Raw genomic sequence first — 23,948 nt, 5'->3', positions numbered from 1 at the left:
GGAGGACGAAGCCGGTGAGTGGCTGAGGAGGGTGTCGGTCGCGACGCCCCCGCCGTCGACGGGCTTACCCGCGCCGAGAATTCCAGGTCGGCGATTCGACAGAGGACGGCCGCAGATGGTGCAGGCGCCGGTCCGGCACAGCAGCATGTCCTGCAGGGCGTCGAGGACTTGGTAGAGGCTCAGGCCGGACGCGGTGCTTTGGGGTCGGGCCGCCGGAGAGTGCCCAGAGCTTCAAGTGGTGGGGTGTCACGCTGTCGCGCCTGTCACGCGGAAACGGCCCGGAGAAGGGTTTCCGGGCCGCCTCCACGCCGTAATGCCTGAATTGATGGGCTTCCGGGTGGCGACTGTCACGCGGTCTCCCGGCAACGTGGCAGGGCGGCGTGACAACTGACCATCACTCTCGGTGAGCGTGACAACTGGTTGTCAGGTCTGGCGCGGGGGCCAGACGTGCGGGCCGGTTGTCCTTTGACAGTGATGTTGGACCGTTTGCCAACGAAGTTGGACCGGTCCGCGGGGTACCAGGCGTTTCGGCTACTGGGCCGCGCTGATGAGAAGGGCATGGATCTGGGCGGCGAGATGCCGCATGTCCTCGCCCGCAGCGTGCACCGTGGTCGTTTCGAAGTGCCACTCCTCGGCGGGTGGACGGTCGTGGATGCCCCATGTCAGATGGACATGGCCGCCGGACCGGTGCTCTGCCGAGAGGGTCAGGTCGTACTCGAGGGGGTGCCAGGTCCGCGCTCCCTGCCAGCCGCGGAAGTCCTCCGCCAGGGAAGAGATGAACAACTCGAGGCCGTCGCCGTCCCAGGTCCGAACCGAGGCCTCGATGCTCACCCGTCGGCCGCGGGCCCGCACGATGAAGTCAAGGGTCGGCTCCTCTTCGTAGGGCCGTGTGGGCTCGGAGAACAGTAGATGCACCGCCTGACTCCCAGGGTCCCCCACCTGGACGAGCAGGCCATCGGAAGCGTCGTCGGCGATCATTCAGCCAGATGAGGGGATCCGGGCGACCAACGGTGCGATGGCCCAACTTCGATGGCAATCGATCCAGGCTCCCTGCCACCGACGACTTCATCGACGAGGTGCTGCTCGACGGCGAACCCGTACGCATCGTCAAAGCCACGCCCGCCACCGACCGGAGCGCCGCGCGCGGACTTCAGGAGCGGCGGCCGAGGGTGGGCAGCCCGGCCGAGGCGGCCCGTACGCTCCGGCCGCGGCGGGCGGCGCGGCCGTCCTTGAGGATCCGGCGGGCCCGGGTACGCCACAGCCGGGCCTCCTGCGGTCGGCCGGCCTCGCGGTGTACGGCGGCGACGTTCAGCGCGGCAGTGCGGGCCCGGGCGGCCAGGACCTCCGCGACGGGAGCGAGGGGCCCATCGATCCGTACGGCCCCGGGAATTCCTCGCAGGCACAGCACGAGGAGCTGCTCGGGCCCGGCCTCACCGAGGTCCCCCACGTACACCCGGGCACGGCTGCGTCCGGTGGCGATCTCGGCGAGGCGCTCCAGCTCCGGCCACGTGCACGGGAGCAGGACCTCCTGGAGCACCGCGCGCGGCGCCGGCCGCCAGGACGCCGTCCAGGGCCGGGTGCCGGATCTCGTCCTCGCTCACCTGCTCCTCCCCCGTCGCTCCGGTCGCCTCACCGCAGTATCGCCACCGGGCCGGGGCTTCGCGGCGATACCGGTGAAGACCGGCGGCGTGGAGGGGCGCAAGGTGTTGCCGCTGCCTGGCAACACCCGGCTCCCCGCCTCCGGGCGCCCGGTCAGGCCCCGGGTGCGGCAGCTCGGCGCCAGCACGATCCGGCCGAGCCGTACGGGTCCGGACGCGGCGGTCATCGGCCGTCTCCGTCTGGAAGTTGGCCCCGGATGATGCAGGCCGGAGGGGGGACACCACGGGGCGGTGCGGCGTGCAGTCGTTCGGGTGCGGCAGAACGGAAGCCAGGACAGCGTCGAACGCTGCCGGACGACGTCGGACGGCTGGTCCTCGACGAGCCGTAACCGGGCCGGGGCCGGCCGACGAATTCGGCCGAACAACGCCGAACAACTCCACGACCAGCAGCGATACGGGTGTGCCTGCCGGGAGCAGCGGCCGACGAGCGGCGGTGCGAGGCCGCCCGAGCCGTACGGGGTCGCGCCGGCGGGCCGGCGAACACGAGCGGGCGGGGGGCGGGGTGGTCACGTGTCGGCGCTGGCTATCAGGCCCTCCCCCGCCAGCCGGCGTCCGGCGTCGTCGAGGGCCGCGCGGAGCCGGGCGCGCTGTCGCGCCTCCTCGGCGAGACGGGCGGCGAGGACCGCGTTGTCGACGTACGGGGCGACGGCGGCGGCGACCAGGCGCTGGAGCTCGGCCGGATCGAGTGCCTCGACCTCCCACTGCACCAAGCGGTCCGCGTCGAGCCGGTAGCGGCGGGCGAACGCCGGCCAGCGGGGATCGCCCGGCTTCCCCTCGACCGGCGGCAGTTCGTGCTCGCGGACCTGGTCATAGGTGAGCAGCACGCCCTCCGCCGAGGCCCAGCAGGCGGTACGGGCCACCCAGTCACGCTCGATGTCGGCGCCGGAGGCGTCGAAGTCCCCGACGTAGAGCAGCACGGCCGGTCGCGGGTCGCGGGCGGTGCACGCACGGACGACCTGGACGTAGCTCTGGCTGCCGAACCCCCGCACGACCAGGACGGGGATCCCGGACTCGGCCAGCCAGCCGGTGAGCTGGGCGCGCAGGGTGTCCTTCTCGCAGACCACGTAGACGGCCGCGTCCTGGCCGGCGGTGTGGTCCAGGCAGAACCAGGCGGGCGCCTCGCGCAGGAAGGCGCCGGTGTCCGGCCAGGCCGGCGGGACGTGGACCTCGCGCAGCGGGTCGATCAGATCGGGAAACCCCTCCCGGCGGCGGGCCTGCGCAAGGCGCGCGGACAGGCGCCGGTAGGCGGGCGCGGTGTGCGGGATCACGGCCGCGGCCACCAGCCGGTAGTAGACCTGGCGCAGGGTACAGCCGCCGACCGGGCCGTAGCCGGTCACGATGACGGCGGCCCGGTCCACCACGTCCGCCCAGCAGAGCCTGCTCACACCGGTACATGTCCCCCTCGCGCCCGGGCCAGTGCGACGGGCCGGCGGCGAGGGACGCGCGGGCGCGCGGCACAGCGCCGGGCGATCGGCGCGGCCCGGGCGGCGGGTGACCGGGACGGGCAGGGGCCAGTGTGGGCTGACGGCGGCGCGCGCTCTGCGCCATGTTCCGGGAACCCGCCCGTGCAGACCTGTTCCGGCGGGCACGATCGGCGGCATGGAGGCGTACGGGGGCGACCAGGTGCTGCGCGAGCTCGACGAGGTCGGCCGGCAGCGCGCCGCCCACTACGAGGCGGGGCTGCGGCTGCCCGCCCGTGCGCGGGAGGTGACGGCGCGGGCGCTGGAGGCGGGCATCTCCCCGCTGGAGATCAGCGAGCGGACCGGCTATCAGTCCCGCACGGTCGAGAAGTGGGAGACCCGGGTGGAGCGTGCGCACAAGCGCGGCCTGCTGACGGCCCTGCTCGAGCGCTGGCGCTCGCGCGGCCACCGTACGGACGCGCCCGTCAAGCCGTGAGGAGCGTGCCGCGCGCCGGACCCCACCACGGGGTCGCACGGGCACTCCTCACCCGGTGGTCGACTGCCATCTCTGCGCCTGGGAACACTCCAACTTCGCTGGCCAGCGGGCGAACTGGCACGGTGACGACGGATGGTGGGAGGGCCACATCGCTGACGGCGACTCCTCCTGGGCCAGCCACGGCGTCGTGGGGCCGGGCATTCCGTCCTTCGTGCAGGTCTTAGACCGTGTCCTATGTGGTCTGGCGGTCATTGAGCCGGTCATGGGGCGGGGTACGTGGAGTTGGATTGTTCCGGACGGGTTGTGGGAGATCGCGGAGCCGCTGATCCCGGCGTCGAGGGTGCGGCCGCAAGGTGGCGGGACGCAGGACACGCCTGATGAGACGCTGTTCGCCGCGATCGTCTACGTGCTGGTCAGCGGCTGTGCCTGGCGATCGCTGCCGCCCTGCTTCGGGATGTCGAAGTCGACAGCCCATCGCCGGTTTCTGATCTGGTCGAGAGCCGGCGTATGGGGCCGGCTGCACGAGGAGATCCTGCACCGGCTCGACGACGTCGGCCTCCTCGACCTCTCCCGTGCAGTCCTCGACTCCGCCCACGTCCGGGCTGAAAAGGGGGCGAACTCACAGGTCCGAGCCCCGTGGACCGGGGTAAGCAGGGTTCCAAGATGCACGTCCTGTCGGACGCGAACGGGCTGCCCCTCCTCGTCGGCATCTCGGCCGCCAACACCCACGACAGCCAAACGCTGAAGCCGATGGTGCTCGGTCACCAAACGAGACACGACCCCCACCGCGGCCGTCACTTCAAGCCCCAACGCCTCCACGCAGACAAGGCTTACGACATACCTGAACTGCGAAAAGGGCTACGCGGCAAGCGAATCGGCGTCCGCATCGCCCGTAAGGGCATCGAGTCATCAGAGCGGCTCGGCCGCCGTCGGTGGGTGATCGAGCGGACCATGTCATGGCTGACCGGCTACCGCCGGCTCGACCATTGTTACGAGCGCCATCCCTGCAACTACCTGGCCTTTCTCGGCCTCGTCGCCGCCATCTGCTGCTACAAGCGACTCGTCCGCCGGACCACATAGGACACGGTCTAGCCAGGCAGTCCTGGAGGCTCTCACCCGGCCCGCGACCGCTCAGCCCGTCAGGCCTGTCTGGGATGCCGTCTCAGCGAACTTCTGCGCGACTTCGACCCCGCAGAAGTCGTAGCGGCTGCCGCAAAACGTTGGCGCAACGAGACACCGGAACCCTGATGTGTGCACTCCCCGTTGATTCCTCTGGCCACACCTACGCCATTGCTCTGGTTGTGACCCATAGCTAGCATGACCTGTCCGTGTCCAGCGTGTGATCGGCGGGGGGGAAAACCATGTCCGTGCCCATCCCAACAGTCGGCATCAGAAGAGGAATTCTCCCTTCCGGTGAGAGGGCAGTGTCCCGAGCCGTCCTGGTCCAGTTCAGCGACCTCTTGCTGACCGAGGACAGCACCATGAGGGACTACTACAGGCGTTCATACGCCCGCATGCGTGGCTACTACATGCCACAACACTTCATGGAAATCCCATACTGGATACCCATCGTCGCCTCCATGCTCCCCGACGAGCATTTCCGCAAAGAGCTTATGGTCGTCGACGATCTCGACGTCGCGCACAGCAGGCTCGCGGAGGCGGCCGAGGGTGACGTGTTCTTCTTCTCGGCGCTGGACGCCAATGTGGAGCAGCTGCTCCATCTGGCCTCCACTGGCGCGACGATGGTCGTCGGGGGCTATGTCGACCCGGAGGTGTTCCTGGGGCACCCCCACGTGAGCTTTCTCCACGACGTCGCGAACCTGCCCGACTTTCTGCCCGGGGCGCGCCCTCGGACCACGCTCGACTACCGGCTCTTCGACGGGCTCCAGTGCATTCCTCGGTTCAGCATGAGCAGCGGATGCTCGTTCCGCTGCAACTTCTGCACCGTCCCCACACAGGTCGTTCCTGCCGACCCCGCAGGCTACGAGGCAGAGATAGCCGCCTTCGCGCCCCTGGACTTCCGGCTCGCCTTCATCGACGACAAGTCGTTCGGCGATCCGGCGGCGAACAACTGGCAGGACCTGGGAAAGGTCCGGGACATTTTCGCCGCCCTTCATCACGGATTCGAGGGGTTCATCATCCAGACCCCTCCGTCCCTGGCGGCCAGGCCCGGGTTCCTCGCCGACTGCCGTGACATGGGCGTGCGCTACGTCGAGTTCGGGGTCGAGACCGCGCACGACGGTCTCCTCAAATACCTCCGCAAGCCATTTCGCACCAAGCACCTCTACAAGGCGAGCGAAACCATCCGTGAGTTAGGGCTCTATGTGATCCCCAACTTCATCATGGGTATACCTGGGGACGACTACAAAGGAACAGTTCAATGGGTCAGGGAATTCGTGGACATCATGCCCGCCGTCAACATCAACTGGCTCGCCGCGCACTACGGCAATGAACGCGGGCATCTCGACCTGCCCGTCGAGACGTTCGGAGACCGGGACCAGAACACCGTCACCAAGAGCTGGCTCGACCAGGAGGAGATCGCCGCCGGACTGGGCGCGGTCCAGGAGATATACGCCGTCACGGAGACGTACTGGCGCGACCGCGCGACCTACCCGGGGGAACAGGTGTCGGCACAGTGACGACAGAGAAGGCCACGGCCCGGACCACCGCTCTGGAAGCGGAAGTCGGCCGCGCCCTCGGTGACCCAGGCATCCGCGTCGCTCCATGGCGGGAAGGAGTGGACTACTTCGCCGACCTCGCCCGTCACCCCGACGGCAGGATCGCCGGGGTCGTGCGCTCTCCCCGCCACGAGGTCCTGCAGACCGACTACGAGGGCGCCGTCGACTTCGCCGACGTACTCGCCAAGGAGGTGAACGTCCTCGGACTGCTGGGCGTGGCGGGCGTACCGGCTCCTCACGTCCTTGACTGGCGGCGGCGCGATGCCCCGGACGGCATCTCCTGGATGCTGTGCGAGCACATCGAACACCAGCCGACGGAGGAGCTGAACGAGGACCAGCAGCAGGAGCTGGGAGGCATCACCCGTGCGATCCACTCCATCCGCCCGGGCAGGACGGTGGGACGCCCGCCGGGACCATGGCCGTCCTACGTTCTCGGGCGCCTCACCGACCGGCTGCGCGCCGCCGAGAAGTACTGCCCTGGGCTCTCCACCGACACGGTGCTGTCCCGGTGCGCGGCCGATGTGCCCGCTGACGCGGACCGGACGGGAGCCCTGCTGCACCTCGACCTGCGGGCGCCCAACATCTGCGTGCGGCAGGGGAGCATCGCGGCGGTCATCGACGTCGCCAACGCGATCACCGGCGACCCCTGGCTCGAGCTCGCACGGATCCGCTTCTGCGGGCTTTTCACCGAGGCATTCCGGGCCGGGTACGGGCTCGACGACGCCGACGTCGAACACCACCGAAGGATCCTGGACTTCTACGAACTGGACATCGCGGCGCTGCTGACCGTCGTGGCGGTAGAGGAAATCGATGACCAGGAACTGCTGGCGTCGTCCCGAGAACGTCTGGAGCACCTGTGCGCGCAGATCGTTCGCTGAGGCCACCGCTCTGCGCCGCCCAGACGTTCCCGTCCTTCGACCAGGCCCCGACGCAGGAGCTGGCTCTCGCCAGAACGCTCTACTCCAGCGCCGCCTGGTTCAGGCTCCTGGAACGGCACGGGCACGAGTACACCTATGCGTTACTGCGTCAGGACCGTGATCTGGCGCTTTGCGCCGTCACCGAGGGAACCGGTACACAGGCACGCCGCTACCACCCGGAGTTCCTCCTCGCGGATCACGTCCCCGCCAAGGACTGCGTCGTCATCGGACCACGTACGGGATACCGCAACGAACTGCTCTTCGGCGCGAGCCCCCTCGCGGCCGACGCCCTCATCGCCGGACTCCAGGACGTCGCACAGGGGCGTACGGTCCTTCTGCCGTACCTCTGCGGCGTCGACGCCGCACGGTTCACCGCCGCGGGGCACCCGGCGGGGCTGGTGGCGTGGGAGGCATGGCTCGACGTCCCCGACCGCGGATTCGACGGCTACCTCGACTCGGTCGGCCACAGCCGCAGGCGCCAGATCAGGGCGGACCTGAGGCAGGTCACCGACAACGGTCTGCGCTTCGAGACCGCCCCCATGGACCGGAACGCGCCGCTTGACGAGATCGCACGTCTCCTTGTTCTCCACGAGAAGAAGTACGACCCCTCGTACGCCCGCCCGCCCGCCGATTTCCTTCCCTACCTCGCCCTGTGCGCGCAGATACCCGGCGCCCACGTAATCCTCGCCCGCCTGAACGGGCGAGCCGTGGGATGCCATGTCATCTTCCACCACGCGGACGTGCTGTGGGTGCGTCTCTTCGGCGTCGACGAATCCCTGAGGGAAACGCGGAGTTCCTACTTCAGCCTCATGTTCTACGAACCTCTCAGGCTCGCCCACCGCCTCGGCGCCGCGGCGGTGCATCTGGGGATCGCCGCATCGGAGACGAAACTGCGGCGTGGAGCGCGCCTAGAACCCCTGTGGACCGTCGCGCTCGCCGGCGAGGGCACCCGAGGCCGGGCACGCCAAGGCCTGCGTGCACGCTCGATCGACCTCCCCGACCCGCTGCCCGCGTCGATGCGCCCTCCGGAGGCGCCGTGACGGTCACCGCCGAACAAGCCGGGTACCGCGCCCTGTTCGCCGCCGGGCCCTTCCGCCGGTTCTTCGCCTCGCGCGCCGTCTCCCTGATCGGTGACGCCGTGGTTCCCACTGCGCTTGCCCTGGCCATGACTGAACTGGGTTATTCCTCGGGCTGGTTGGGGGGCATGCTGGCCGCGGCCATCCTCCCCAAGATCGTCTTTCTGGTCTTCGGTGGCATCGCCGCCGACCGCACGGCCAAGCGGCCCCTCATGGTCGCCTCGTCGATCGTCTGCGGATCGGCGCAGTTCATCACCGTGATCGTGCTGGTCAGCGGGGCCGACCCGTGGTGGGCCGTCCTCTGCCAGGGCGCCTACGGCATCTCGGTGGCCGCCGGTTACCCCGCCGCCTTCGGCTACCTGCCACACTGCGTCCCGGCTCAACACCTCAGGTCCGCGAACGCGTTGATCGGTGCGTGGACCGGGGCGGCCGCGCTGCTCGGCCCCGTGATCACCGCCGTCTGCTTCGCCCTGGGGAACGCGGTCTGGGCTCTCGCGCTCGACGGCTTGTCCTTCCTGCTGGCGGCCGTACTCCTGTGGGGCCTGCCCCGCGGTGCCGCGGCGGTGGGGGAGGGCGTGGGGCAAGGTGTGTCCGCGATGCGCGAGGGCTGGCGCGCCATGCGGGGTCTTCCCTGGCTGCTGCGCATGACCCTCGTCGACAGCACCATTCTCCTGCTGGTGTCCGCGCCGTTCATGGTCCTTGGCCCAGGCCTGGTGACGCAGCGCATGTCGGCGAACGCCTGGGTGCTGCTCATGCTGCTCTTCGCGGCTGGTGAACTTCTCGGCAGCTTGGTCGCCGGCCGGGTGGCGCTGCCCCGGCCGGTCTTCACGGCCGCTCTGAGCCTGCTTGCCATGGGCCTTCCGCCGCTGCTTCTGGCCGCCGGGTCCGGGCTCGCCCCGCTGGCGGTTGTGCAGGTCCTCGCAGGAGCCTCAGTAGGGGCCTACAGCGTACTGGTCACGACGGCCGTCCAACGTTCCGTGCCCCAGGAGCACCTCTCCATGGTCGGCGCCCTGGCATCCGTCGGGTCCTTCGCCTTCCTTCCCGCCGGCTATGTGCTGGCGCCGCTGATCGCTTCGTGGACCGGGCCCACGCCAGTGCTCTGGGCGGCCGCGGCGTGGACCGCCGCGTCGGTCACCACATTGGCCACCGACCGTCGGCTGCGTGAGTTCCGGGGGCAGAACGCATGAGCTTCGAAGGCGAAGGAGCACTGACGCACTGATGCGTGCGACGGCCTGGACGTCCTGGACGTCCATACGCGAAGCCATGGCGCACGGCGCCGGCGTACAAGGCGGCGACAGCGGGCTGCACAGGTCGCTGCCGTGGCTGGCGGCTGAGGAAGGCCGCATCAGTCGCGACCAGTACTACCTCTGTGCGGGTGGAGCACTCGCCAGCTGTTACCTCCTGCCACACACCTCTGCCCACCGCACCTACGCGACCTGGGAGATCGTCTGTGGTTCCCCCGTGGAGGAGTTGATAAAGCAAACGGCTCAGCCGCGGCGCGAGTCCGCCGGGGCGGAGCTCGCCCACGTGCGCTCGCAACTGCCTGCCCCGGCGACGGACACGCTGGCCGTGGTCACGCCCGGTTGTGTGTTCTCCGGAGTGACCCTCAGCCCGGAGGCGAGCGCCGACAGCCTGAACACCCTGGTCGACGGCGTGGAGGCGCAGGCCGGGGAGCTGGGGCTGCCGGTGGTCCAGTTCGGCAATCTCCGGGGGGACAACGCCGCGGAGCAAGCACTGCACCAGGTGCTGCGGGCCCGCGGTTACAGTGCCGTCACCGTGGGGGCGGACGCCGTCCTGGACACCTCCGCGTACGCGGACCTGGAGGCGTACTTCGGCAGTTTCCGCGCCCACCGCCGCAAAGTCCTTCGCAAGGAGCGCAGCCTCTTCGAAGGCGAACGTGCCACGGTCCGTGTCGAAGGCCCCGAGGGTCTGACAGAGGATCTCGCCGCACTCCAACTGGCCCGCTACCGTCGCTATGGCCATCAGGCCGACACCCGCGCGGTACAGGACCGTTTCGCCCGCGCCGCCACCATCCCCGGGCTCAAGGTCCTGCGCGCCGACGCCGAGGAGACGTCGCCGTCCGCAGGTTCACCGACGTCGTCTCCTCTGGGGTTCATCGCCTTCTACGAGGACCACAGGACCCACAGAATTCTGACGCGTCTTGGTGCCTTCCGCGCGGGAAAGGCGGCCTACTTCAACATTGCCTATTACGAGCTGATCGCCCACGCCACCCAAGTGGGCGGTATGCGCATCCACTACGGTGACTCCACCTACCTGGCGAAGATCCTCCGGGGCTGCAGCCTGACCCGTCTCACCTCCTACTTCCGTGCCACCGACCCCTCGCTCCACCGCGCGCTCGCGCGTGCGGGACGGTTGCGAACTGCCCTGGAAGAACTGCAGCTCGGCCAGGCCGCCTCTGAAAGGGGGAAGCTCTGTTGAAGCCTGACGGTGTGTTGTTCGACGCTGCGGGAACCCTCTTCGACCTGACGCCGCCCATCCACGACGTCATCGCCTCGACTGCGGCGGATCACGGTCGTGTGTGCGCCACGGACCGCGTGGAACAGGCCCTCGGCCACGTGGGCAGCACCCTCGGGTGGCCTGATGATGCACCGGACTCCTTCAGCCGCGTACGCGAGTGGGCAGTCTTCGTGCGCAGGATCATCGAGGCGGCCGACCTGCACGCCTGCGAAACGGATCGACTGCGGATCGCCGAAGCGGCCGCCAAGACGATCCTGCAACCGGCGAACTACGCTGTGTTTCCCGATGTCGCACCCGTCATCGAGCGTCTCGCAGCCGAACGCATACCGGTGGCGATCGTCTCCAACTTCGACGACCTGCTCTTCGACATCCTCGGACACACCGGGCTCGACACGGTCTTCGACACCGTGCTGACCTCCTACCGCACAGGGATCAGCAAGCCGGACCCCCGCATCTTCCACCTCGCGGCCGAGGCCATCGGTAAAGACCCCACGACCCTTCACTACGTGGGCGATTCGGTCTACTCAGACATGGGCGGGGCTCGCGCGGCAGGACTGCACGGCATTCTCATCGACCGCGACGGCAAGCATCCCTCATACACGGGTGAGAAGATCGAGTCGCTGTCGGGCCTGCTCCTGCACTTGGACCCCTAGGTGAATGAGCGTTTTCAGAGTGGTCCCTGATCGGGTGACGGGGAGGTATGACGCTGGGGTACGCAACGGACAGGGCTCCCGTGCCGTTGAGGGAGGTGTTCGACATATCAACTCAGCAGCACAGGAGCCCTGTTGGTTCCATATCCTGCCGTACTCGACCTGCCTCTCGCCTTGATCGAGTGGGTCACGATGCTCATCGTCACCCGCGAGGGTGGCCGGCGGTGCAAACTCCCGCCGCATCGCCGTGCACTGGTCCGCACTCGTGTACCTGTGCCGTCATGACACCCTCGCCCGCATCGCAGCCGGCTTCGGGATATCCGTCGGCACTGCCCACACCCATGTCACCGCGGTCACCGCCCTGCTCGCCGAGCAGGCACCGGGCCTGCTGAAGACGCTGCGCGTACGCGCCTCGGACTTCGTCCTCCTGGACGGCACGCTCGTCGAGTGCGACCGCGTCGGCGACGGCCGGGCCGACTACTCCTCGAAACACAAGCGGCACGGGGTGAACGTGCAGGCCGTAACCGATCCCAGCGGGGAGATCCTCTGGCTGTCACCGGCCCTGCCGGGCCGAACCCACGACCTGACAGCCGCCCGCACTCACAAGATCCTCCGGATCTGCGAGCGCCAGGGCGTCCCCACCCTCGCTGACATGGCCTACATCGGTGCCGGCGACTGGGTCACCACCGCCAGAGGCAACGCTGAGAAAGCTCAGTAACTGAACCACGCCAGCGCTCATGGGCGGACCGAAATCGTCAACGGCGGTGTTACGGGTGACGAAGAAGTAGGGATTGGAGCTGTCGGGCCAGCGTTGGTGGCGCTGGAACTCCCACGCTGTGGCCAGACGCAGGGTGAAGGCGCCGAGGTAGATGACATGACCATGCGTCCCACCCGGCGCAGGCGTAGCTGGCCCTTGCTGCGGTCGAGGTCGGTTCGCCGGAGGTGTGCGGGCTGCCCGGGGAGGAGGGCGTAGATGACCACGAGGCGGTCGCGCGGGTCGTCGAGGCGGTCCAGGAGACCGGCGATGCGGTCGGAGGGCAGCGCGGTGGGCACGGATCGGCTGCTGGTGAGGCAAACGTTGCGGGCCGGGTCTCGGAAGATGAGGCGTTCGCGTTTGAGGGCCCTGAAGAAGGAGCGCAGTGTGGTCTGCAGGCAGCGGGCCTGATCGCCGTGGAGCGGGTCCAGGGCGTTCTCGATTCTCCAGGGCCGTCGACCCGGTGGTGTTCTCCCGGTCGGCCGGCGCGCAGGCCGGCATCCGGGCGTCCGTCACCCAGCGCATATCACCTGCCGCCACGCGGTGGCGCAGGTCGGTCAGGACATCACCCGCAGGTGCGGTCGGCCGGGCGAGGTGAGCGCGGCGCAGGAACTTCAGCAGGGCCGGGGGCCCGGGGGCGCTCACCGTGCCGCGTTCGAGGCAGAAGTGCAGCGGCAGGTACCAGCCGGTGAACAGCTCCCGGACCGCGTGGGCCTGATGCACGTCGTACAGCCGGTCCTGTGCTGTTGCCTCGTACGGGACTCTGCCGTGCAGCAGGTACCGCATTCGGGTGTCTCCGTGGTGACGGAACAAGGCGCCGTAGGCGGCCACATGGGCGGCGGCGTTCTCGGTCACCGTCATCACCGGGCGGGTGGCACCGCGCTCGGCTGCGGCGGCCAGCACCGTCACGTGCAGCCCGGCCCGCGGGTCCAGCACCATTCCCTCCAGCCCGAGCGTCTTCAGGCTGACCCCGTGGCCGCGGGTGCGGGAGAGCACCAGCAGCGGGGGGACGTCGTGCGCGGTGTTCAGCAGGTGTGCCGGGGGCCGGGCACCGGCGGCGTGGACGTCGTCGCGGGTGAGCAACGCGGGGTGTGCGGTGCGGTCGAAGAGCAGCAGGTCCCGCCGGGCCGCTGACCCGTCCGCGGCGATCGGCGTGCGCGGGGTTCAGGAGAGGGTGCCGGGTTTGCGCGGCCGGGGTACGGCGGGGAGCAGGTCCCACAGGGGGCGGGAGCCGGCGGCCCAGGCGGCGAGGGTGTGGCGGGCGACGACGTGGAGCCGTTGCTGCCGGGCGAAGGTCACCGCGGGTGCGGTCACCCGTCCGTTGGTCACGATGACCGCCACGTCGGCGTGGTGGACCGGGCGGGCGGTGCCGTTGAGGACCTGGAGGTCGGGGGTGCCGACGGCGGATCCGGCGAGGCCGTCGCGGCGGTGTTTGCACTGGATGACCCACCGCCGGCCGTAGGGGTCGGTGGCCTTCACGTCGGCGCCCTGGTCCCCGCCGCCGCCCACCCGCACCGCGTCCCGGCACCCGTCGCGGAACATCAGGTCCCGGACCGCGTCCTCGAAGCGGGAGTGGTGCAGCGCGTCCAGCTGGGGCATCGCGTAGCGCAGCGCCTGCGCCCGTACGGCGTCCCAGCGGGCCCGCTGCTGCCGCTGGTACAGCCAGCAGCCGCCGGCTCCCGCCGCCGCCACTCCCAGGACGACGAGAACCCACCAGTTCGCCAGGAGCCAGTTGACGGCCGGCACCACCAGGCCCGCAGCCACGAGCCCGGCCACCACGACAGCGGCCAGGTGGTCGTTCTCCTGCTGCCGCCGCTTGCCGGACGTGCGCGGCCGCGGCCGTGAACCGGCCCGTCGTTTGCTTGCCGGCCGTCGACGGCGTGCGGGGGAGCTCACTGGGCGCTCTGTGTGACGGACTGCGCGAGCTGCTTCAGGAAGTCCCCGATGCCCTGCCCGACCGGGGTGGGCGCGATCAGGATGCCCAGGGCCAGCACGATCAGAGCGGTGTTCCGTTCCTCGACCCGGCTGCGGGCCTGGGTGCGCCGTCTGAGCCGGAAGAACACGACGACAGCAAGCAGCACCGCAAGGTTGATGGTCAGAATCAACCGGCCCTCCCCCACAACCGCCCGTCTTGACCCCCTCTGTCTAGCGAGACAAGGCGGATCGTGACGGTGAGTTGTTGAGAAATGGCACAAAGTAATCTGCGGGGCGTCTCAATTCCTCCCCTCGAATGACAGAGCCCCTGCCTCGTGCGGCGTCCGCCGGACCGCGCAGGGAGGGGCGTGTCTACCGGGCCCGGAGGCCGGCCATATGTGACGGGGAGTTCGCGGTCATGGGCTGTCGCGCGCCTTACGGCACCAGGACGACCTTGCCGACCACCGTGCCGGACTCGGCCATCTCTACGGCCTTGGCGACGTCGGCGAGGGGGATGCGGGCGGCGACCTGAGGGGTGAGACTGCCGTCGGCCAGGAGCGCGAAGACCTGCGTCAGGTCGGCGTGCAACTTGGCCCGGAAGGTGTCGAGTCGGCGTCGACCGGCCCAGATGTTGTAGAAGTGGGCGCTCTTGCAGTTCGGAGCTGCGTTCCACCACATCAGGCGGGCGAACAGTTTGAGGACGGGGGCCTTCGACGAGCCCTGGACGTCCCGGGTGGAAGCGGTGCCGTAGGAGACGAGCGTGCCCTTGGGAGCGAGCAGCCGGTAAGAGGTCACGATGCCCTCACCGCCCACGTGGTCGAAGACCGCGTCGTACCCCTTGGGTGCCAGGGCGCGCAACTGCTCGTGCAGGCCGGGGTCCCGGTAGTCGAGGGGGGTGGCGCCCAGCGTGCGGACGGCGTCGTGGTGCTTGGGCGATGCGGTGCCCACGACCTTGGCGCCGGCGATGCGGGCGAGCTGGACGAGGGTGGAGCCCACGCCGCCGTTCGCGCCCAGCACCAGGACGGTGTCGCCGGCGCGGACCTCGGCCAGGCGGTGGAGCATCTGGTAGGCGGTGATGCCGTTGACCACGAAGGTCTCGGCGTCGGCGGAGTCCACCGGCTCGGGCACCTCGGTGAGGTCGCCGACGTCGACGCTGACATGGCTGGCCCAGGCGCCGGTCTTGGTCAGTACCGCGAAGCGCCGCCCCAGCACGCGGCCCGGCACGCCCTCGCCGGCGTCGACGGCCCGCCCGACGAGGTCGTAACCGGGCACGAAGGGGAAGGGCGGCTGGTCGTAGTACTTGCCGCGCCGCATCTGCTGCTCGGCGAAGGAGACCCCGGCGGCCTCCATCGCCAGCACCACCTGCCCGGGGCCGGCGGGACGGGCGGGCCGGGTTCGGACCTGGATGCCGTCCGGCTCGACGATGCCGGGCAGCACCGCCTCGGTGACGGTGGACGAAGCCGCCGGGGAGCCGGCGGCGGAAACGCGGGCGTGGGAGTCGTACACGGGATTGCTCCTCAATTTCGGATGGGCCGGCGTCCGGCGACGGCGGCACGGCGGGGCATCGGCAGGGCAATGGCCCGCAAGGGCCGGCAGCGGGGTAGCCGAGCTGACAGGTGGCCGTCCGTCCGGGCGGCGAGGGCCGGGAGGCGTTCTCAGAGGGCGGAGTCGGGGATCCACGAGCCGTGGATCATCGCGGGCACCCGGCGGGGGAGGTGGATGGTGGCGACCGGCGGCGGGGTGAGGTCCGACGCGTCCAGGACGAGCATCCTGGAGGCGTCGGCGTTCAGGTCGCTCACGACCGTCAGGAGGTATCCCTCGTCCTCACCGGTGGCGCCGTCCGCCTGGACGAACACCGCTTCGCTGGGCAGCTGGCCGGTGCCGAAAGGCAGCATCTGCCGGGTGCCGGCGGCGCGGTCGTACTTCACCAGGGTGTGGTTGCCGATCCCGAGGTCGTCGGGGAAGGACAGGGCGTACTGGTAGCGGTGCTCGCTGCCGGTGAAGCTGTCATTGATGGTGGGGAACTCCACCGTCAGGTCGTCGGTCTGCTGCTCGTGGACGGTTCCTGCGGCAAGGTCGATGGTCCAGCGGCGGCTATGGGAGCCGGAGTTCGGCTCAGCGCCGCGATCGGGTGCACCGACCCACCAGTTCCACGAGCGTTGCCAGCCCTCGCGGCCCACTGTGGGGCCCTCGACAACGATCCGTCCGAAGGCGTCCTCGTAGGCGTTGGCGAAGTGCATGCCGTACCCCTGGCCGATCTCGAACCAGCGGATCTTCGCCGCGCCACCCGCACCGCGCGGCATGACGCCGATCCGCGAGGCCTGGGCATCGCTCCAGCCGTAGGGGATCCCGGAGTGCTCGGTGGGGTCGAAGGCGACCGAGCCCTCCAGGAAGATCACATGGTGCGCGGTGATCGCGAAGTCGTGCTTCAGTGCGGCGCTCGCGCCGGGGACCTCCTGGCTGTCGAGCGCCTGGCCGTCAGGGGAGGCGATGTGGTGGATCAAGTACGGGGGGAAGGGGGAGGAAGCGAAGAAGTGCAGTTCGCCAGTGGCCGGGTCCTCCTTGGGGTGGGCGGTCATGGCAGAGGTGAGCTTGCCGCCGAAGTCGTGAGCGCCCACCGTCTCCAGGTCGGCCGTCAGCTCGAAGGGCAGGGCCGTCTCCGACAGGGCCAGCAGGCGTCCGCCGTGCTCGATGACGTGCGTACCGGCCGTGCTGACCCGCAGGTCCGGTCCCCGGTCGGTCATGTACGAGGCGCCCTCCAGGGCGGGGGTGCGGACCCACCGGTTGCGGTACCACTCGGCTCGGCCCTCCTTCAGGCGGATGCCGTGCACCATGCCGCTGCCCTTGAACCAGTGGGAGGGGGTGATACCGGGCTTGGGGTTGTGACTGTTGCGGATCAGACGGCCGGTCAGCTCCGGCGGCAGGTTCCCCTCCACGGTCAGTTCGGTCGCGGTGATCTCGTCGGCGACAGGGGCGTAGTGACCGGTCAGATAGGGCTTGCTGGCCATGACGAACCTCAATCTCGGTAGAGAGGATCAATAATCAAGTGTGTGTGGTCAGACACTCACTGCCAGGGCGAAAAAGAAGGCGGCCGCAGGATCCGCAGATGCGCGGCCGCCTTCCGGGAGGCGGTTCAGTAGTGCATGATCCCCGCCGTCAGGGTGCGGGTCCAGGGCGCGGAGATCGCCCCGGCGTCGATGGAGACCAGCAGGTGGCAGAGCATGCCGACGGCGAAGAACTCCTGCACCTGCGCCTCGCTGCCGCCCGAGGCGCTGCGCACGTACTCGACGCTGCGGGCGTACCCCGCCCGCACCGCCTCCCGCACGGCCGGCTCGGAGACCGCGGCCGCTTGGGCGTGCAGCTGGACCAGCATCAGATCGTTGTCGCTGATCAGACGGGCGTACGCGTCACCCATCGAAGCGAGCACTTCCTCGGGTGAACTGCTCTCGGCTTTTGCCGCACCGCTCTCGAGGGCGGCACGCACCTTCACGAAGCAGTGCTCGACGACCGCGGTGAACAGGGCTTCCTTGTTCGGGAAGAGGCGGTAGACGTACGCCTGCGAGATGCCCGCCGCCTTGGCCACCTCTGTGGTGGTGGTCCCGAAGTACCCCCGGGCCGCGAAAGCCCCGATGGCGGTACGCAGCACCGTCTCCCTGCGCTCTTCGGCTGTGGACAGTTGGCGTCGCTCCGTCTTCATGTGAGTACTCAATCACTCACTCTTTTTTGTGTCAAGCGTGCTTCTGCGGTGCCGGGCAGAGGCGCCGGGGCCCGGCTTCTGCCGGGGTGCGCCGGATGCAGGCCGTCTGCAGGCGCAGCCCCAGGCGCAGCAGACGGAAGCGCTCCTCGCGTACAGGGGGCGGACCTCCCTGCCGGCCGGTGTCCGGTCCTGGCGACGTGTGGACCCTCCCGCTCTCTCCAGGGTGGAGGGCCACTGCCCCGGTCATCTGCTGTCCGGCAGAAGAACCGCCGGTCGGCCTTCACCCGCGAGGGGGCAGCGTCTCAAAGGGTGGGGTGACGTGTTCGGCGTGAGGAGGGGCTGGCCGTGCCGGCCGCTGAGGCGTTCGCGAAGGCGTACCGGCTGCCGCCAAAGGCACAGCGTCCTGACGCCGGGCCCGGCCTGCCGACTCCCGCTCGTATCGGCTCGGTGACCGGCTACCACTCCTGCATGCCGGGGCAGCCGCGTCAGGTCCGGCCGGAACGAGCGCTTCTCCTTGCGTTCCCGGTCTCCTCCAATCCAGCCTCCGTGGCCAGGTCCACGGGCGCGCCCGCAGTGAAGACGAGGCGTAGCCGCTGGTCGATCGCGGTGCCGGCGTTGCCGGCCTCCGTGGCGACGCCGGGTTCGGGCAGCAGAGGGTGATCGATTTGGTGCTGGGCGCGGAAGGACTCGCGCAGCGGCCGTGGGCCGGCTGACAGTTCGCGGCCCAGGAACCGGCGCAGGCGAGACTGCTCTGCCGGACCTGAACCGCTGCCCGGCGGGCTGCATGATCACCCGGACGAGTCCCAGTTGCAGCATCGGCATCGCGCTGTCGTCCTCCCGCTCATGGCCAAAGCAGTCAGCAGGGTGTCACCAGCGGGGCGAGGACGTCGGCCGCCTCGGTGTCCAACAGGCACGCGTCGGCGACTTCGAGCATCAGCTTCCCGAGCCGGTGGGTGTGAGCGGCGAGTTCGTCGGCGGTGCGGCGCAGCTCGGTGAGCGCGGGATCCGCCGGCGGTTCGGCGGGCGGCGGAGGCGGCGCGGTGCGAACATCGCGGGCGGCCTGGCGGACTGCGATGCGCATCATGTTGTTCAGTCGGCATTTCAGAGCTGCTCTGGGTGCGGCACGACTTGCACAGCAGGTTGCGCCTGCTCCGTATCGGAGGGTGCCTTCGTGGCACTTGGTGCAAGGGATCGAATTGGCTGGGCCGGCAGCCCGACTGTGAGGCGGCCGGCAGTCGGCATGCCTGCTGCCGGTCGTCACCCTGGTGGCGGACAGGCGGATCGCCCCGAGGGCAGCGTCGAGCTCTCAGAGTCCCTTGGAGGCGTAGTCGTAGTCGTCGTTGTAGCGCACGTACTCCTTGGCGCCCTCGAAGGGCTCAAACCAGTCGGGCTGCCAGTCCTTGGCCGCCTTGAGGAAGTAGTTCCCCCGTTCGCAGTTGCCCCGGGCCTGGAACGAGGAGACCTTGTTCTTCCAGTACTTCGTGAAGTTGAACTTCTTGCACCGGTCCTTGGACCCGGTCCACGCCGCCATGGCACCGCGGAACCTGCTGTGCTCCCATACGCAGTAGTAGCCCACTGCGCAGGACTTCTTGGTGGCCGACATGACCACGCGCACCTGGCCGTTCTCCCAGGTGATCTCGTTGTCGCTCACCTTCGTGCCGTTCGGCACCACGGCCATGTACGCGTCTACCTTGGCCGAGGACAAGGACGAGGACGCGGCGGGTGCGGCCACGGCCGGGGCGGTCGTCAGTCCGCTGAGGAGCAGGGCGCCCGCGCCCAGGGCGATACCGGTCTTCTTCGGAGTCTTCATGGGTGTTCCGCTCTCCGTTCGTATCAGAGGGTTGCGGATGCGGACGAAGTTACAAGTGGCATCTCCGGTGCACGTCACCCAGCCGGTTGACTTTCCCCTCCGCCTCCTGCGGTAGAGATCTGCACACCAGGCCTACGACAGGGGTTTACCGATCCTCCCGGCCCTCCTCACTGGGGAACTCTGGCCGTCCTGCGCAACCCGGTCACAGCACGTTTCACAAGCGTGCGCGGTGCGGTGAGGGGTTCCGAGGTTGCACGGGCTCCAATCGCAGCCGTCGGGTCGGCCAGGGTGCCGGCTGGGCCTGGCCGAACCAGATCCGGACGTCTTCCCCGGTCCGGACGGGCAGACGGGGAAAGTCGTTCTCGGCGTGCTCGGTGCGGTGCAGCGCGTGGCCCGGGCCCAGGTTCCGGGCTGCGTACGCGTCGAAGCCGGCCGCGTCGGTCGGATGGCAGATGGTCACGAGCACCTCGCTCGCGCCCGGTTCCGGCACGAAGCCCGGGCCGCGCAGCAGCAGGACGTCGTCGCTGTCGATCATGGTGGCGTTGGCGGTGTCGCGGTGCTCCCGCCAGACCGGGCCGGTGTAGAACGCCTCCAGTGCGCGCCGGCGGTGCGCCATGTCGGGGAACGCGCGCAGCCAGACGAAGCGGTCCGGGTCGTCCAGGTCGCGGAACCGGCCGCCGACGGTGATGCCGACCGCCTGCTGGCCGGTCACGAACTCGCGCTCGAACAGGTCGATCAGCGTTTCTCGGGCGCCGGGATGCAGGGTGTACTGCCGGAGTTCGACGATGCTCATGCGGTGGCCGCCCGGTGTGTGAGGTCCGTGGTCCAGTTGTCGTCCATGTGCCGCAGGTTAGGGCCGGTCTGCTGACATCAACTGTCAGTGGATACTGGGCGGCATGCGTGCGAGCCGGCTGGTCACCCTGCTTCTGCTGCTCCAGAACCGGGGCCGGATGACGGCCCGGCAGTTGGCCGAGGAGCTGGAGGTCTCCGTCCGGACGGTCTACCGGGACGTCGAGGCGCTCGGTGCTGCCGGTATCCCGCTGTACGGCGCCGCCGGGCACGCGGGCGGCTACCGGCTGGTCGACGGCTACCGGACCCGGCTCACCGGACTGACCGTGGACGAGGCACGGGCCGCGTTCCTCGTCGCACTTCCCGATGCCGCTGCCGATCTCGGCCTCGGCGAGGCGCTCGTTACCGCTCGGCTCAAGTTGCGGGCCGCCCTTCCGGCGGGGCTGCGCGAGCACGCCGAGCGGATCCAGGAACGCTTCCTGCTCGACGCCCCCGGCTGGTACGGCGACGCCGACCGGGTGCCCCACCTGGCCGCGGTCGCCGCCGCGGTGTGGGCGCGGCGGGCGGTGGTACTGCGGTACCGGCGCTGGCGGGCGCCGGAGGAGATCGAGCGGCGGGTGGAGCCGTACGGGCTCGTCCTCAAGGCCGGCCGCTGGTACCTGGTCGCCGGCGGGCCGTCCGGGATCCGCACCTACCGAGTCGACCAGATCCTCGGAATCCGGCCGCTGGAAGAGGAGTTCGTCATTCCGGACGGATTCGACCTGACCGGGTACTGGAACGTCTATCTGGCCGACTTCCGAGCGCGACTGCACACTGCGGACGCCGTGGTGCGGCTCACCCCGGAGGGCGCCCGCCTCCTCGGCGTGACACCCACGGGTGACGGGTGGACAGAGGCCCGCGTGCCCATCGAGTCGATCGACCACGCTCACCGAGACTTCCTGCGGCTGGGCGCCGATGTCGAGGTCCTGGCACCGGCCGAACTACGCAACCGCATCGCCCAGACGGCACGAGCCCTAGCCACCCGCTACGAAGGATGACCTCTGAGCAGAAGGTTCTCCCGGCCTGGACACCAGCCGCCCGCGCACGCGTGTAGGACCCGATATGCCTCTTCACCTCATTTCTGCGAGAGGAGTTCATCGGACAGGTCGAGATGGCGGCGGAGTGCCTGTCGGCCGAGGAGGGTGACCGCGACGGCACGCGTGGTACCTATGGGAGTGATCCAGCCCGTGTCGAACGCGTGACGGCACAGGGCGGCGCCGACGGCGCCGGCCAGGTGGGGGCGGCGTTCGGTCCAGTCCAGGCATGACCGTACCGATGGTCGGCGCGTGCCGGTCGGGACGGTGACGCCGAGATCTTCGAGCCAGGTCGCTCCGGCGCTGGTGAGCCCGAGTCCGTGCTCCACGTCCAGCAGCCTTCGGTCGAGCATCGCATCGGTGATGGCGACTCCGACGGTCCCGGCGAGGTGGTCGTAGCAGGTACGGGCGTGAGCGAGGGCCTGACGGCGGCCTGACGCCGACAGGGAGCGGGGTGCCGGGGTGCGCTCGGGTGCCATGGAGGCGAGGCTCTCGATCAGCTCGGCTACGTGCGGACCGGCCAGACGCACGTAGCGGTGGCGGCCCTGCCGTTCCTCAGCCAGCAGGTTTCCGCGGACGAGCGCGTGCAGGTGCTCCGTCGCGGTCGAGGGCGCCACCCCCACGTGACGCGCCAGTTCCGTCGCTGTCCAAGCCCGGCCGTCGAGCAGGGCCAGACAGAAACCCGCCCGTGTGCCATCGGCCAGAAGCTTTGCCACGGTAGCCAGGTCGGGGCCGGCTACGTGTGCACGCTGCGTGTCCATGCGGCCCATTGTCCCCTGTGACACTTCGGCCCCGGCCGAAACAACCGGACCCTAGGCTTCTGGCCATGAACACGGCACCCCCCAGCACCCTGCCCGCACAGCCAGTCGCCACCCACCTGGAGATCGAGCCGAGCATCCTGTACTTCGGGACGCCAGTGGTGCTCCTGTCGACAGAGAATCAGGACGGCTCGTTCAACCTTGCCCCGATATCATCCGCATGGGCCCTCGGGAAGACGGTTGTGATCGGACTGGGCCGTGAAGGGCAGACCGCGTACAACCTCGGCAGCCGCCCCGACCTGGTCATCAACCTGCCGGCCCCCGCCCAGTGGCCGGCCGTGGAGCGGCTGGCACCACTGACCGGCCGGGATCCAGTGCCCTCCAACAAGCCCAAGGGCTGCCGCTTCGAGCCCGACAAGTTCGCCGCCGCAGGCATGACCAGCGAGCCCTCCCACCGGGTCCGGCCGCCTCGCGTCGCCGGATGCCCCATTCAACTGGAGGCCCGTGCCGAACGGGTACAGCCGGACGTCTCCGGGGACTTCGTCATCGTCGAGGCAGCCGTGTGCACAGTGCACGCCGACTCCCGGATCGTCGTTCCGGGCACCGACCACATCGACCCCGCCGCATGGAGCCCTCTCATTTACAACTTCCGCCACTACTTCGGACTCGGCTCGGAACTCGGCCACTCCTACCGCACCCAGACACCCCGCAGCCCCGAGGGGCCTGCCGCAGTCGCCGACACAGCACCCCACTGAGATCAGAGGCCTCGGTTAGCTCAGCTCATGTACGTGGAGTGGATGAGGGCGGTCCCCGGACCGTAACTCATCCACTCCACGTACATGAGGGCGGTCCCGGAGAGCGTGGTCAGGTCGCCCGGCGCAGGGGGACGACGACGTCCTCGCCGGTGGACTTCTCGCTGAGCCGGTAGTCGCTGATGTGAGCGAGCCGGTCGGATTCCTCCAGCCATTCGGCTGCCACGACCTGGCGACGGGTGCGGGAGAAGACGGTGGGCGACATACCCACGAGGGCAGCGAGTGTCGCGCCGGTCTCCACGACGGGTCCGGCACGGTCGGTCGGGTGCATCGCGTAGAGCATGACGACCAGGCGCTGGTTGGCGGTCATGCCGGCGGTGCGCTGGAGAACGTCCAGGAGCTTGGTCTTGTCCTCGTTGTCCTCTTGGCCTCCTACCGCGAAGAGGCTGTGCCGTCGAAGCCGGGGATGTCCGGCGGCCTGCATGTCTTGACCGCTTTCCGCTGTTCAATCCCGGTGCCGTGGAAGGCGATGCACTACGGGCTGATGCGGTAGAGCTTGTAGTTGCCGATCCTGCCTCGCTCAATCAGGATCCGCCGCTTCAGCAACTTCCGGTTGATCTTGCCGACCGCGTCACCCGTCATGCCGACCCGCTTGCCGATGTCGGCACCGGTGGCCCTCAGGGGTTCCATGCCCGCAGGAGAGATACCGATCCACCACAGCACGAGGAACTTCTGGCTGGGGGTGAACTCCCGGCTTTCCGTGATGGCCTCGACGCGGGCCTTGTCGACCTGGATGTGATCGCCGGAGAAGGCATACGGCACATACGGGACGGCCTCGACTGTGTCGGCATCGAAGCCTGCGTACTCCCAACGGGCCCTCCGAGGAGGGGTATTGCCGTGACGTGAGGTCATGAGCCATGGCATCGTCTTCATTGGGCATCGGTTGCGCTGCGTAGCCGCACCTGGCGGGGTGCCACGCTGTTGGGCGCGAGGCCGAAACCCTGGGGTCGGGCCCGTGATCCGGGGCCCGACTGGCAGCGTGACAGCG

At 69.4% G+C, this 23,948-nt stretch carries 25 protein-coding genes and 2 pseudogenes; 13 read left to right on the top strand and 14 right to left on the bottom strand.

Annotation, left to right across the window (positions count from 1 at the left end; all coding sequences use genetic code 11):
• Nucleotides 1-531: 531 nt before the first annotated feature.
• The 3 genes from ACZ56L_RS23920 to ACZ56L_RS23910 all read right to left on the bottom strand — a co-directional run bounded on the left by ACZ56L_RS23920 (nucleotide 532) and on the right by ACZ56L_RS23910 (nucleotide 3,043).
• Nucleotides 532-978 carry a DUF6228 family protein gene (locus ACZ56L_RS23920; protein ID WP_471066161.1) on the bottom strand — a complete coding sequence of 149 codons (447 nt, stop codon included), beginning with the start codon at nucleotides 976-978 and terminating at the stop codon, nucleotides 532-534.
• Nucleotides 979-1,150: 172 nt separating this feature from the next.
• Complete coding sequence (locus tag ACZ56L_RS23915) at nucleotides 1,151-1,537, bottom strand: hypothetical protein (RefSeq protein ID WP_471066159.1); 387 nt, start codon at nucleotides 1,535-1,537, stop codon at nucleotides 1,151-1,153.
• A gap of 627 nt (nucleotides 1,538-2,164) precedes the next feature.
• Nucleotides 2,165-3,043: a hypothetical protein gene (locus ACZ56L_RS23910; RefSeq protein WP_471066157.1), complete on the bottom strand. Its 879-nt coding sequence runs from the start codon at nucleotides 3,041-3,043 to the stop codon at nucleotides 2,165-2,167.
• A gap of 214 nt (nucleotides 3,044-3,257) precedes the next feature.
• Between ACZ56L_RS23910 and ACZ56L_RS23905 the strand changes: the two genes are divergently transcribed.
• The 11 genes and pseudogenes from ACZ56L_RS23905 to ACZ56L_RS23855 all read left to right on the top strand — a co-directional run bounded on the left by ACZ56L_RS23905 (nucleotide 3,258) and on the right by ACZ56L_RS23855 (nucleotide 13,241).
• Entirely contained in the window at nucleotides 3,258-3,554 is a 297-nt protein-coding gene (locus ACZ56L_RS23905) for a hypothetical protein (protein ID WP_471066155.1), read from the top strand.
• A 55-nt stretch (nucleotides 3,555-3,609) separates the two neighbouring features.
• A pseudogene (locus tag ACZ56L_RS23900) lies at nucleotides 3,610-3,717 on the top strand (peptidase inhibitor family I36 protein); the annotation flags it as partial.
• Nucleotides 3,718-3,816: 99 nt separating this feature from the next.
• A protein-coding gene (locus ACZ56L_RS23895) for an IS5 family transposase (RefSeq protein WP_471066313.1) occupies nucleotides 3,817-4,634 on the top strand; the annotation gives its coding sequence in 2 pieces (ribosomal slippage) (nucleotides 3,817-4,159 and nucleotides 4,159-4,634; 819 coding nt in all).
• 281 nt (nucleotides 4,635-4,915) lie between these two features.
• The gene (locus ACZ56L_RS23890; RefSeq protein ID WP_471066153.1) at nucleotides 4,916-6,193 is read left to right on the top strand and encodes a radical SAM protein; all 1,278 of its coding nucleotides are present in this window, start codon (nucleotides 4,916-4,918) and stop codon (nucleotides 6,191-6,193) included.
• A complete protein-coding gene (locus ACZ56L_RS23885; protein ID WP_345219782.1) occupies nucleotides 6,190-7,110 on the top strand; it encodes a phosphotransferase family protein in 921 nt (306 codons plus the stop codon). The genes ACZ56L_RS23890 and ACZ56L_RS23885 overlap by 4 nt, the downstream gene beginning before the upstream one ends.
• Entirely contained in the window at nucleotides 7,089-8,189 is a 1,101-nt protein-coding gene (locus ACZ56L_RS23880; protein ID WP_468690143.1) for a GNAT family N-acetyltransferase, read from the top strand. Before ACZ56L_RS23885 ends, ACZ56L_RS23880 begins: the two co-directional genes overlap by 22 nt.
• The gene (locus ACZ56L_RS23875) at nucleotides 8,186-9,412 is read left to right on the top strand and encodes an MFS transporter (protein WP_468690141.1); all 1,227 of its coding nucleotides are present in this window, start codon (nucleotides 8,186-8,188) and stop codon (nucleotides 9,410-9,412) included. The genes ACZ56L_RS23880 and ACZ56L_RS23875 overlap by 4 nt, the downstream gene beginning before the upstream one ends.
• 31 nt (nucleotides 9,413-9,443) lie before the next feature.
• The gene (locus tag ACZ56L_RS23870; protein WP_471066150.1) at nucleotides 9,444-10,664 is read left to right on the top strand and encodes a GNAT family N-acetyltransferase; all 1,221 of its coding nucleotides are present in this window, start codon (nucleotides 9,444-9,446) and stop codon (nucleotides 10,662-10,664) included.
• An 11-nt stretch (nucleotides 10,665-10,675) separates the two neighbouring features.
• Nucleotides 10,676-11,356, top strand: a complete 681-nt coding sequence (locus ACZ56L_RS23865) for an HAD family hydrolase (protein WP_468690137.1) — start codon at nucleotides 10,676-10,678, stop codon at nucleotides 11,354-11,356.
• A gap of 132 nt (nucleotides 11,357-11,488) precedes the next feature.
• A pseudogene (locus ACZ56L_RS23860) lies at nucleotides 11,489-12,041 on the top strand (transposase); the annotation flags it as partial.
• A 1,038-nt stretch (nucleotides 12,042-13,079) separates the two neighbouring features.
• Nucleotides 13,080-13,241 carry a hypothetical protein gene (locus ACZ56L_RS23855; RefSeq protein ID WP_471066148.1) on the top strand — a complete coding sequence of 54 codons (162 nt, stop codon included), beginning with the start codon at nucleotides 13,080-13,082 and terminating at the stop codon, nucleotides 13,239-13,241.
• Nucleotides 13,242-13,271: 30 nt separating this feature from the next.
• On the opposite strand, the gene ACZ56L_RS23850 is transcribed toward ACZ56L_RS23855, so the two are convergent.
• The 8 genes from ACZ56L_RS23850 to ACZ56L_RS23815 all read right to left on the bottom strand — a co-directional run bounded on the left by ACZ56L_RS23850 (nucleotide 13,272) and on the right by ACZ56L_RS23815 (nucleotide 20,321).
• Complete coding sequence (locus ACZ56L_RS23850; protein ID WP_471066146.1) at nucleotides 13,272-14,003, bottom strand: restriction endonuclease; 732 nt, start codon at nucleotides 14,001-14,003, stop codon at nucleotides 13,272-13,274.
• Nucleotides 14,000-14,209, bottom strand: a complete 210-nt coding sequence (locus ACZ56L_RS23845) for a hypothetical protein (RefSeq protein ID WP_345219868.1) — start codon at nucleotides 14,207-14,209, stop codon at nucleotides 14,000-14,002. The genes ACZ56L_RS23850 and ACZ56L_RS23845 overlap by 4 nt, the downstream gene beginning before the upstream one ends.
• 247 nt (nucleotides 14,210-14,456) lie before the next feature.
• Entirely contained in the window at nucleotides 14,457-15,527 is a 1,071-nt protein-coding gene (locus ACZ56L_RS23840; protein ID WP_471066144.1) for a medium chain dehydrogenase/reductase family protein, read from the bottom strand.
• A gap of 149 nt (nucleotides 15,528-15,676) precedes the next feature.
• Nucleotides 15,677-17,029, bottom strand: a complete 1,353-nt coding sequence (locus ACZ56L_RS23835) for a carotenoid oxygenase family protein (protein ID WP_471066142.1) — start codon at nucleotides 17,027-17,029, stop codon at nucleotides 15,677-15,679.
• Between the two features lie 125 nt (nucleotides 17,030-17,154).
• Nucleotides 17,155-17,718 (bottom strand): TetR/AcrR family transcriptional regulator, encoded by a 564-nt coding sequence (locus tag ACZ56L_RS23830; protein ID WP_345219770.1) that lies wholly within the window; start codon nucleotides 17,716-17,718, stop codon nucleotides 17,155-17,157.
• 856 nt (nucleotides 17,719-18,574) lie between these two features.
• Nucleotides 18,575-18,802 (bottom strand): hypothetical protein, encoded by a 228-nt coding sequence (locus ACZ56L_RS23825; RefSeq protein ID WP_471066139.1) that lies wholly within the window; start codon nucleotides 18,800-18,802, stop codon nucleotides 18,575-18,577.
• Nucleotides 18,803-19,024: 222 nt separating this feature from the next.
• Nucleotides 19,025-19,528: a peptidase inhibitor family I36 protein gene (locus ACZ56L_RS23820; protein ID WP_471066137.1), complete on the bottom strand. Its 504-nt coding sequence runs from the start codon at nucleotides 19,526-19,528 to the stop codon at nucleotides 19,025-19,027.
• A 214-nt stretch (nucleotides 19,529-19,742) separates the two neighbouring features.
• A complete protein-coding gene (locus ACZ56L_RS23815) occupies nucleotides 19,743-20,321 on the bottom strand; it encodes an NIPSNAP family protein (RefSeq protein ID WP_471066135.1) in 579 nt (192 codons plus the stop codon).
• Between the two features lie 103 nt (nucleotides 20,322-20,424).
• Between ACZ56L_RS23815 and ACZ56L_RS23810 the strand changes: the two genes are divergently transcribed.
• A complete protein-coding gene (locus ACZ56L_RS23810; RefSeq protein WP_471066133.1) occupies nucleotides 20,425-21,354 on the top strand; it encodes a helix-turn-helix transcriptional regulator in 930 nt (309 codons plus the stop codon).
• A gap of 77 nt (nucleotides 21,355-21,431) precedes the next feature.
• On the opposite strand, the gene ACZ56L_RS23805 is transcribed toward ACZ56L_RS23810, so the two are convergent.
• A complete protein-coding gene (locus ACZ56L_RS23805) occupies nucleotides 21,432-22,160 on the bottom strand; it encodes an ArsR/SmtB family transcription factor (RefSeq protein ID WP_345219765.1) in 729 nt (242 codons plus the stop codon).
• Nucleotides 22,161-22,216: 56 nt separating this feature from the next.
• On the opposite strand from ACZ56L_RS23805, the gene ACZ56L_RS23800 reads away from it, so the two are divergent.
• Nucleotides 22,217-22,903, top strand: coding sequence for a flavin reductase family protein (locus tag ACZ56L_RS23800; RefSeq protein ID WP_471066131.1), 687 nt, complete (start codon nucleotides 22,217-22,219; stop codon nucleotides 22,901-22,903).
• Nucleotides 22,904-23,012: 109 nt separating this feature from the next.
• Here ACZ56L_RS23800 and ACZ56L_RS23795 read toward each other — a convergent pair whose 3' ends face one another.
• Nucleotides 23,013-23,270 (bottom strand): replication initiation protein, RepL2, encoded by a 258-nt coding sequence (locus tag ACZ56L_RS23795; protein ID WP_471066311.1) that lies wholly within the window; start codon nucleotides 23,268-23,270, stop codon nucleotides 23,013-23,015.
• Between the two features lie 164 nt (nucleotides 23,271-23,434).
• On the bottom strand, nucleotides 23,435-23,833 hold the full coding sequence (locus ACZ56L_RS23790; protein WP_471066129.1) for a MarR family transcriptional regulator: 399 nt from the start codon (nucleotides 23,831-23,833) through the stop codon (nucleotides 23,435-23,437).
• Nucleotides 23,834-23,948: the final 115 nt, after the last annotated feature.

This window comes from Streptomyces sp. NPDC039736 (assembly GCF_055596485.1).
This window is presented reverse-complemented; position numbering and strand designations above follow the sequence as displayed.

Coding starts and splice junctions, on each gene's coding strand:
- ACZ56L_RS23920 (WP_471066161.1), bottom strand. CDS start 978: ATGATCGCCGACGACGCTTCCGATGGCCTGCTCGTCCAGGTGGGGGAC.
- ACZ56L_RS23815 (WP_471066135.1), bottom strand. CDS start 20,321: ATGAGCATCGTCGAACTCCGGCAGTACACCCTGCATCCCGGCGCCCGA.
- ACZ56L_RS23795 (WP_471066311.1), bottom strand. CDS start 23,270: ATGACCGCCAACCAGCGCCTGGTCGTCATGCTCTACGCGATGCACCCG.
- ACZ56L_RS23800 (WP_471066131.1), top strand. CDS start 22,217: ATGAACACGGCACCCCCCAGCACCCTGCCCGCACAGCCAGTCGCCACC.
- ACZ56L_RS23805 (WP_345219765.1), bottom strand. CDS start 22,160: ATGGGCCGCATGGACACGCAGCGTGCACACGTAGCCGGCCCCGACCTG.
- ACZ56L_RS23825 (WP_471066139.1), bottom strand. CDS start 18,802: ATGATGCGCATCGCAGTCCGCCAGGCCGCCCGCGATGTTCGCACCGCG.
- ACZ56L_RS23810 (WP_471066133.1), top strand. CDS start 20,425: ATGCGTGCGAGCCGGCTGGTCACCCTGCTTCTGCTGCTCCAGAACCGG.
- ACZ56L_RS23870 (WP_471066150.1), top strand. CDS start 9,444: ATGCGTGCGACGGCCTGGACGTCCTGGACGTCCATACGCGAAGCCATG.
- ACZ56L_RS23820 (WP_471066137.1), bottom strand. CDS start 19,528: ATGAAGACTCCGAAGAAGACCGGTATCGCCCTGGGCGCGGGCGCCCTG.
- ACZ56L_RS23830 (WP_345219770.1), bottom strand. CDS start 17,718: ATGAAGACGGAGCGACGCCAACTGTCCACAGCCGAAGAGCGCAGGGAG.
- ACZ56L_RS23905 (WP_471066155.1), top strand. CDS start 3,258: ATGGAGGCGTACGGGGGCGACCAGGTGCTGCGCGAGCTCGACGAGGTC.
- ACZ56L_RS23890 (WP_471066153.1), top strand. CDS start 4,916: ATGTCCGTGCCCATCCCAACAGTCGGCATCAGAAGAGGAATTCTCCCT.
- ACZ56L_RS23835 (WP_471066142.1), bottom strand. CDS start 17,029: ATGGCCAGCAAGCCCTATCTGACCGGTCACTACGCCCCTGTCGCCGAC.
- ACZ56L_RS23790 (WP_471066129.1), bottom strand. CDS start 23,833: ATGAAGACGATGCCATGGCTCATGACCTCACGTCACGGCAATACCCCT.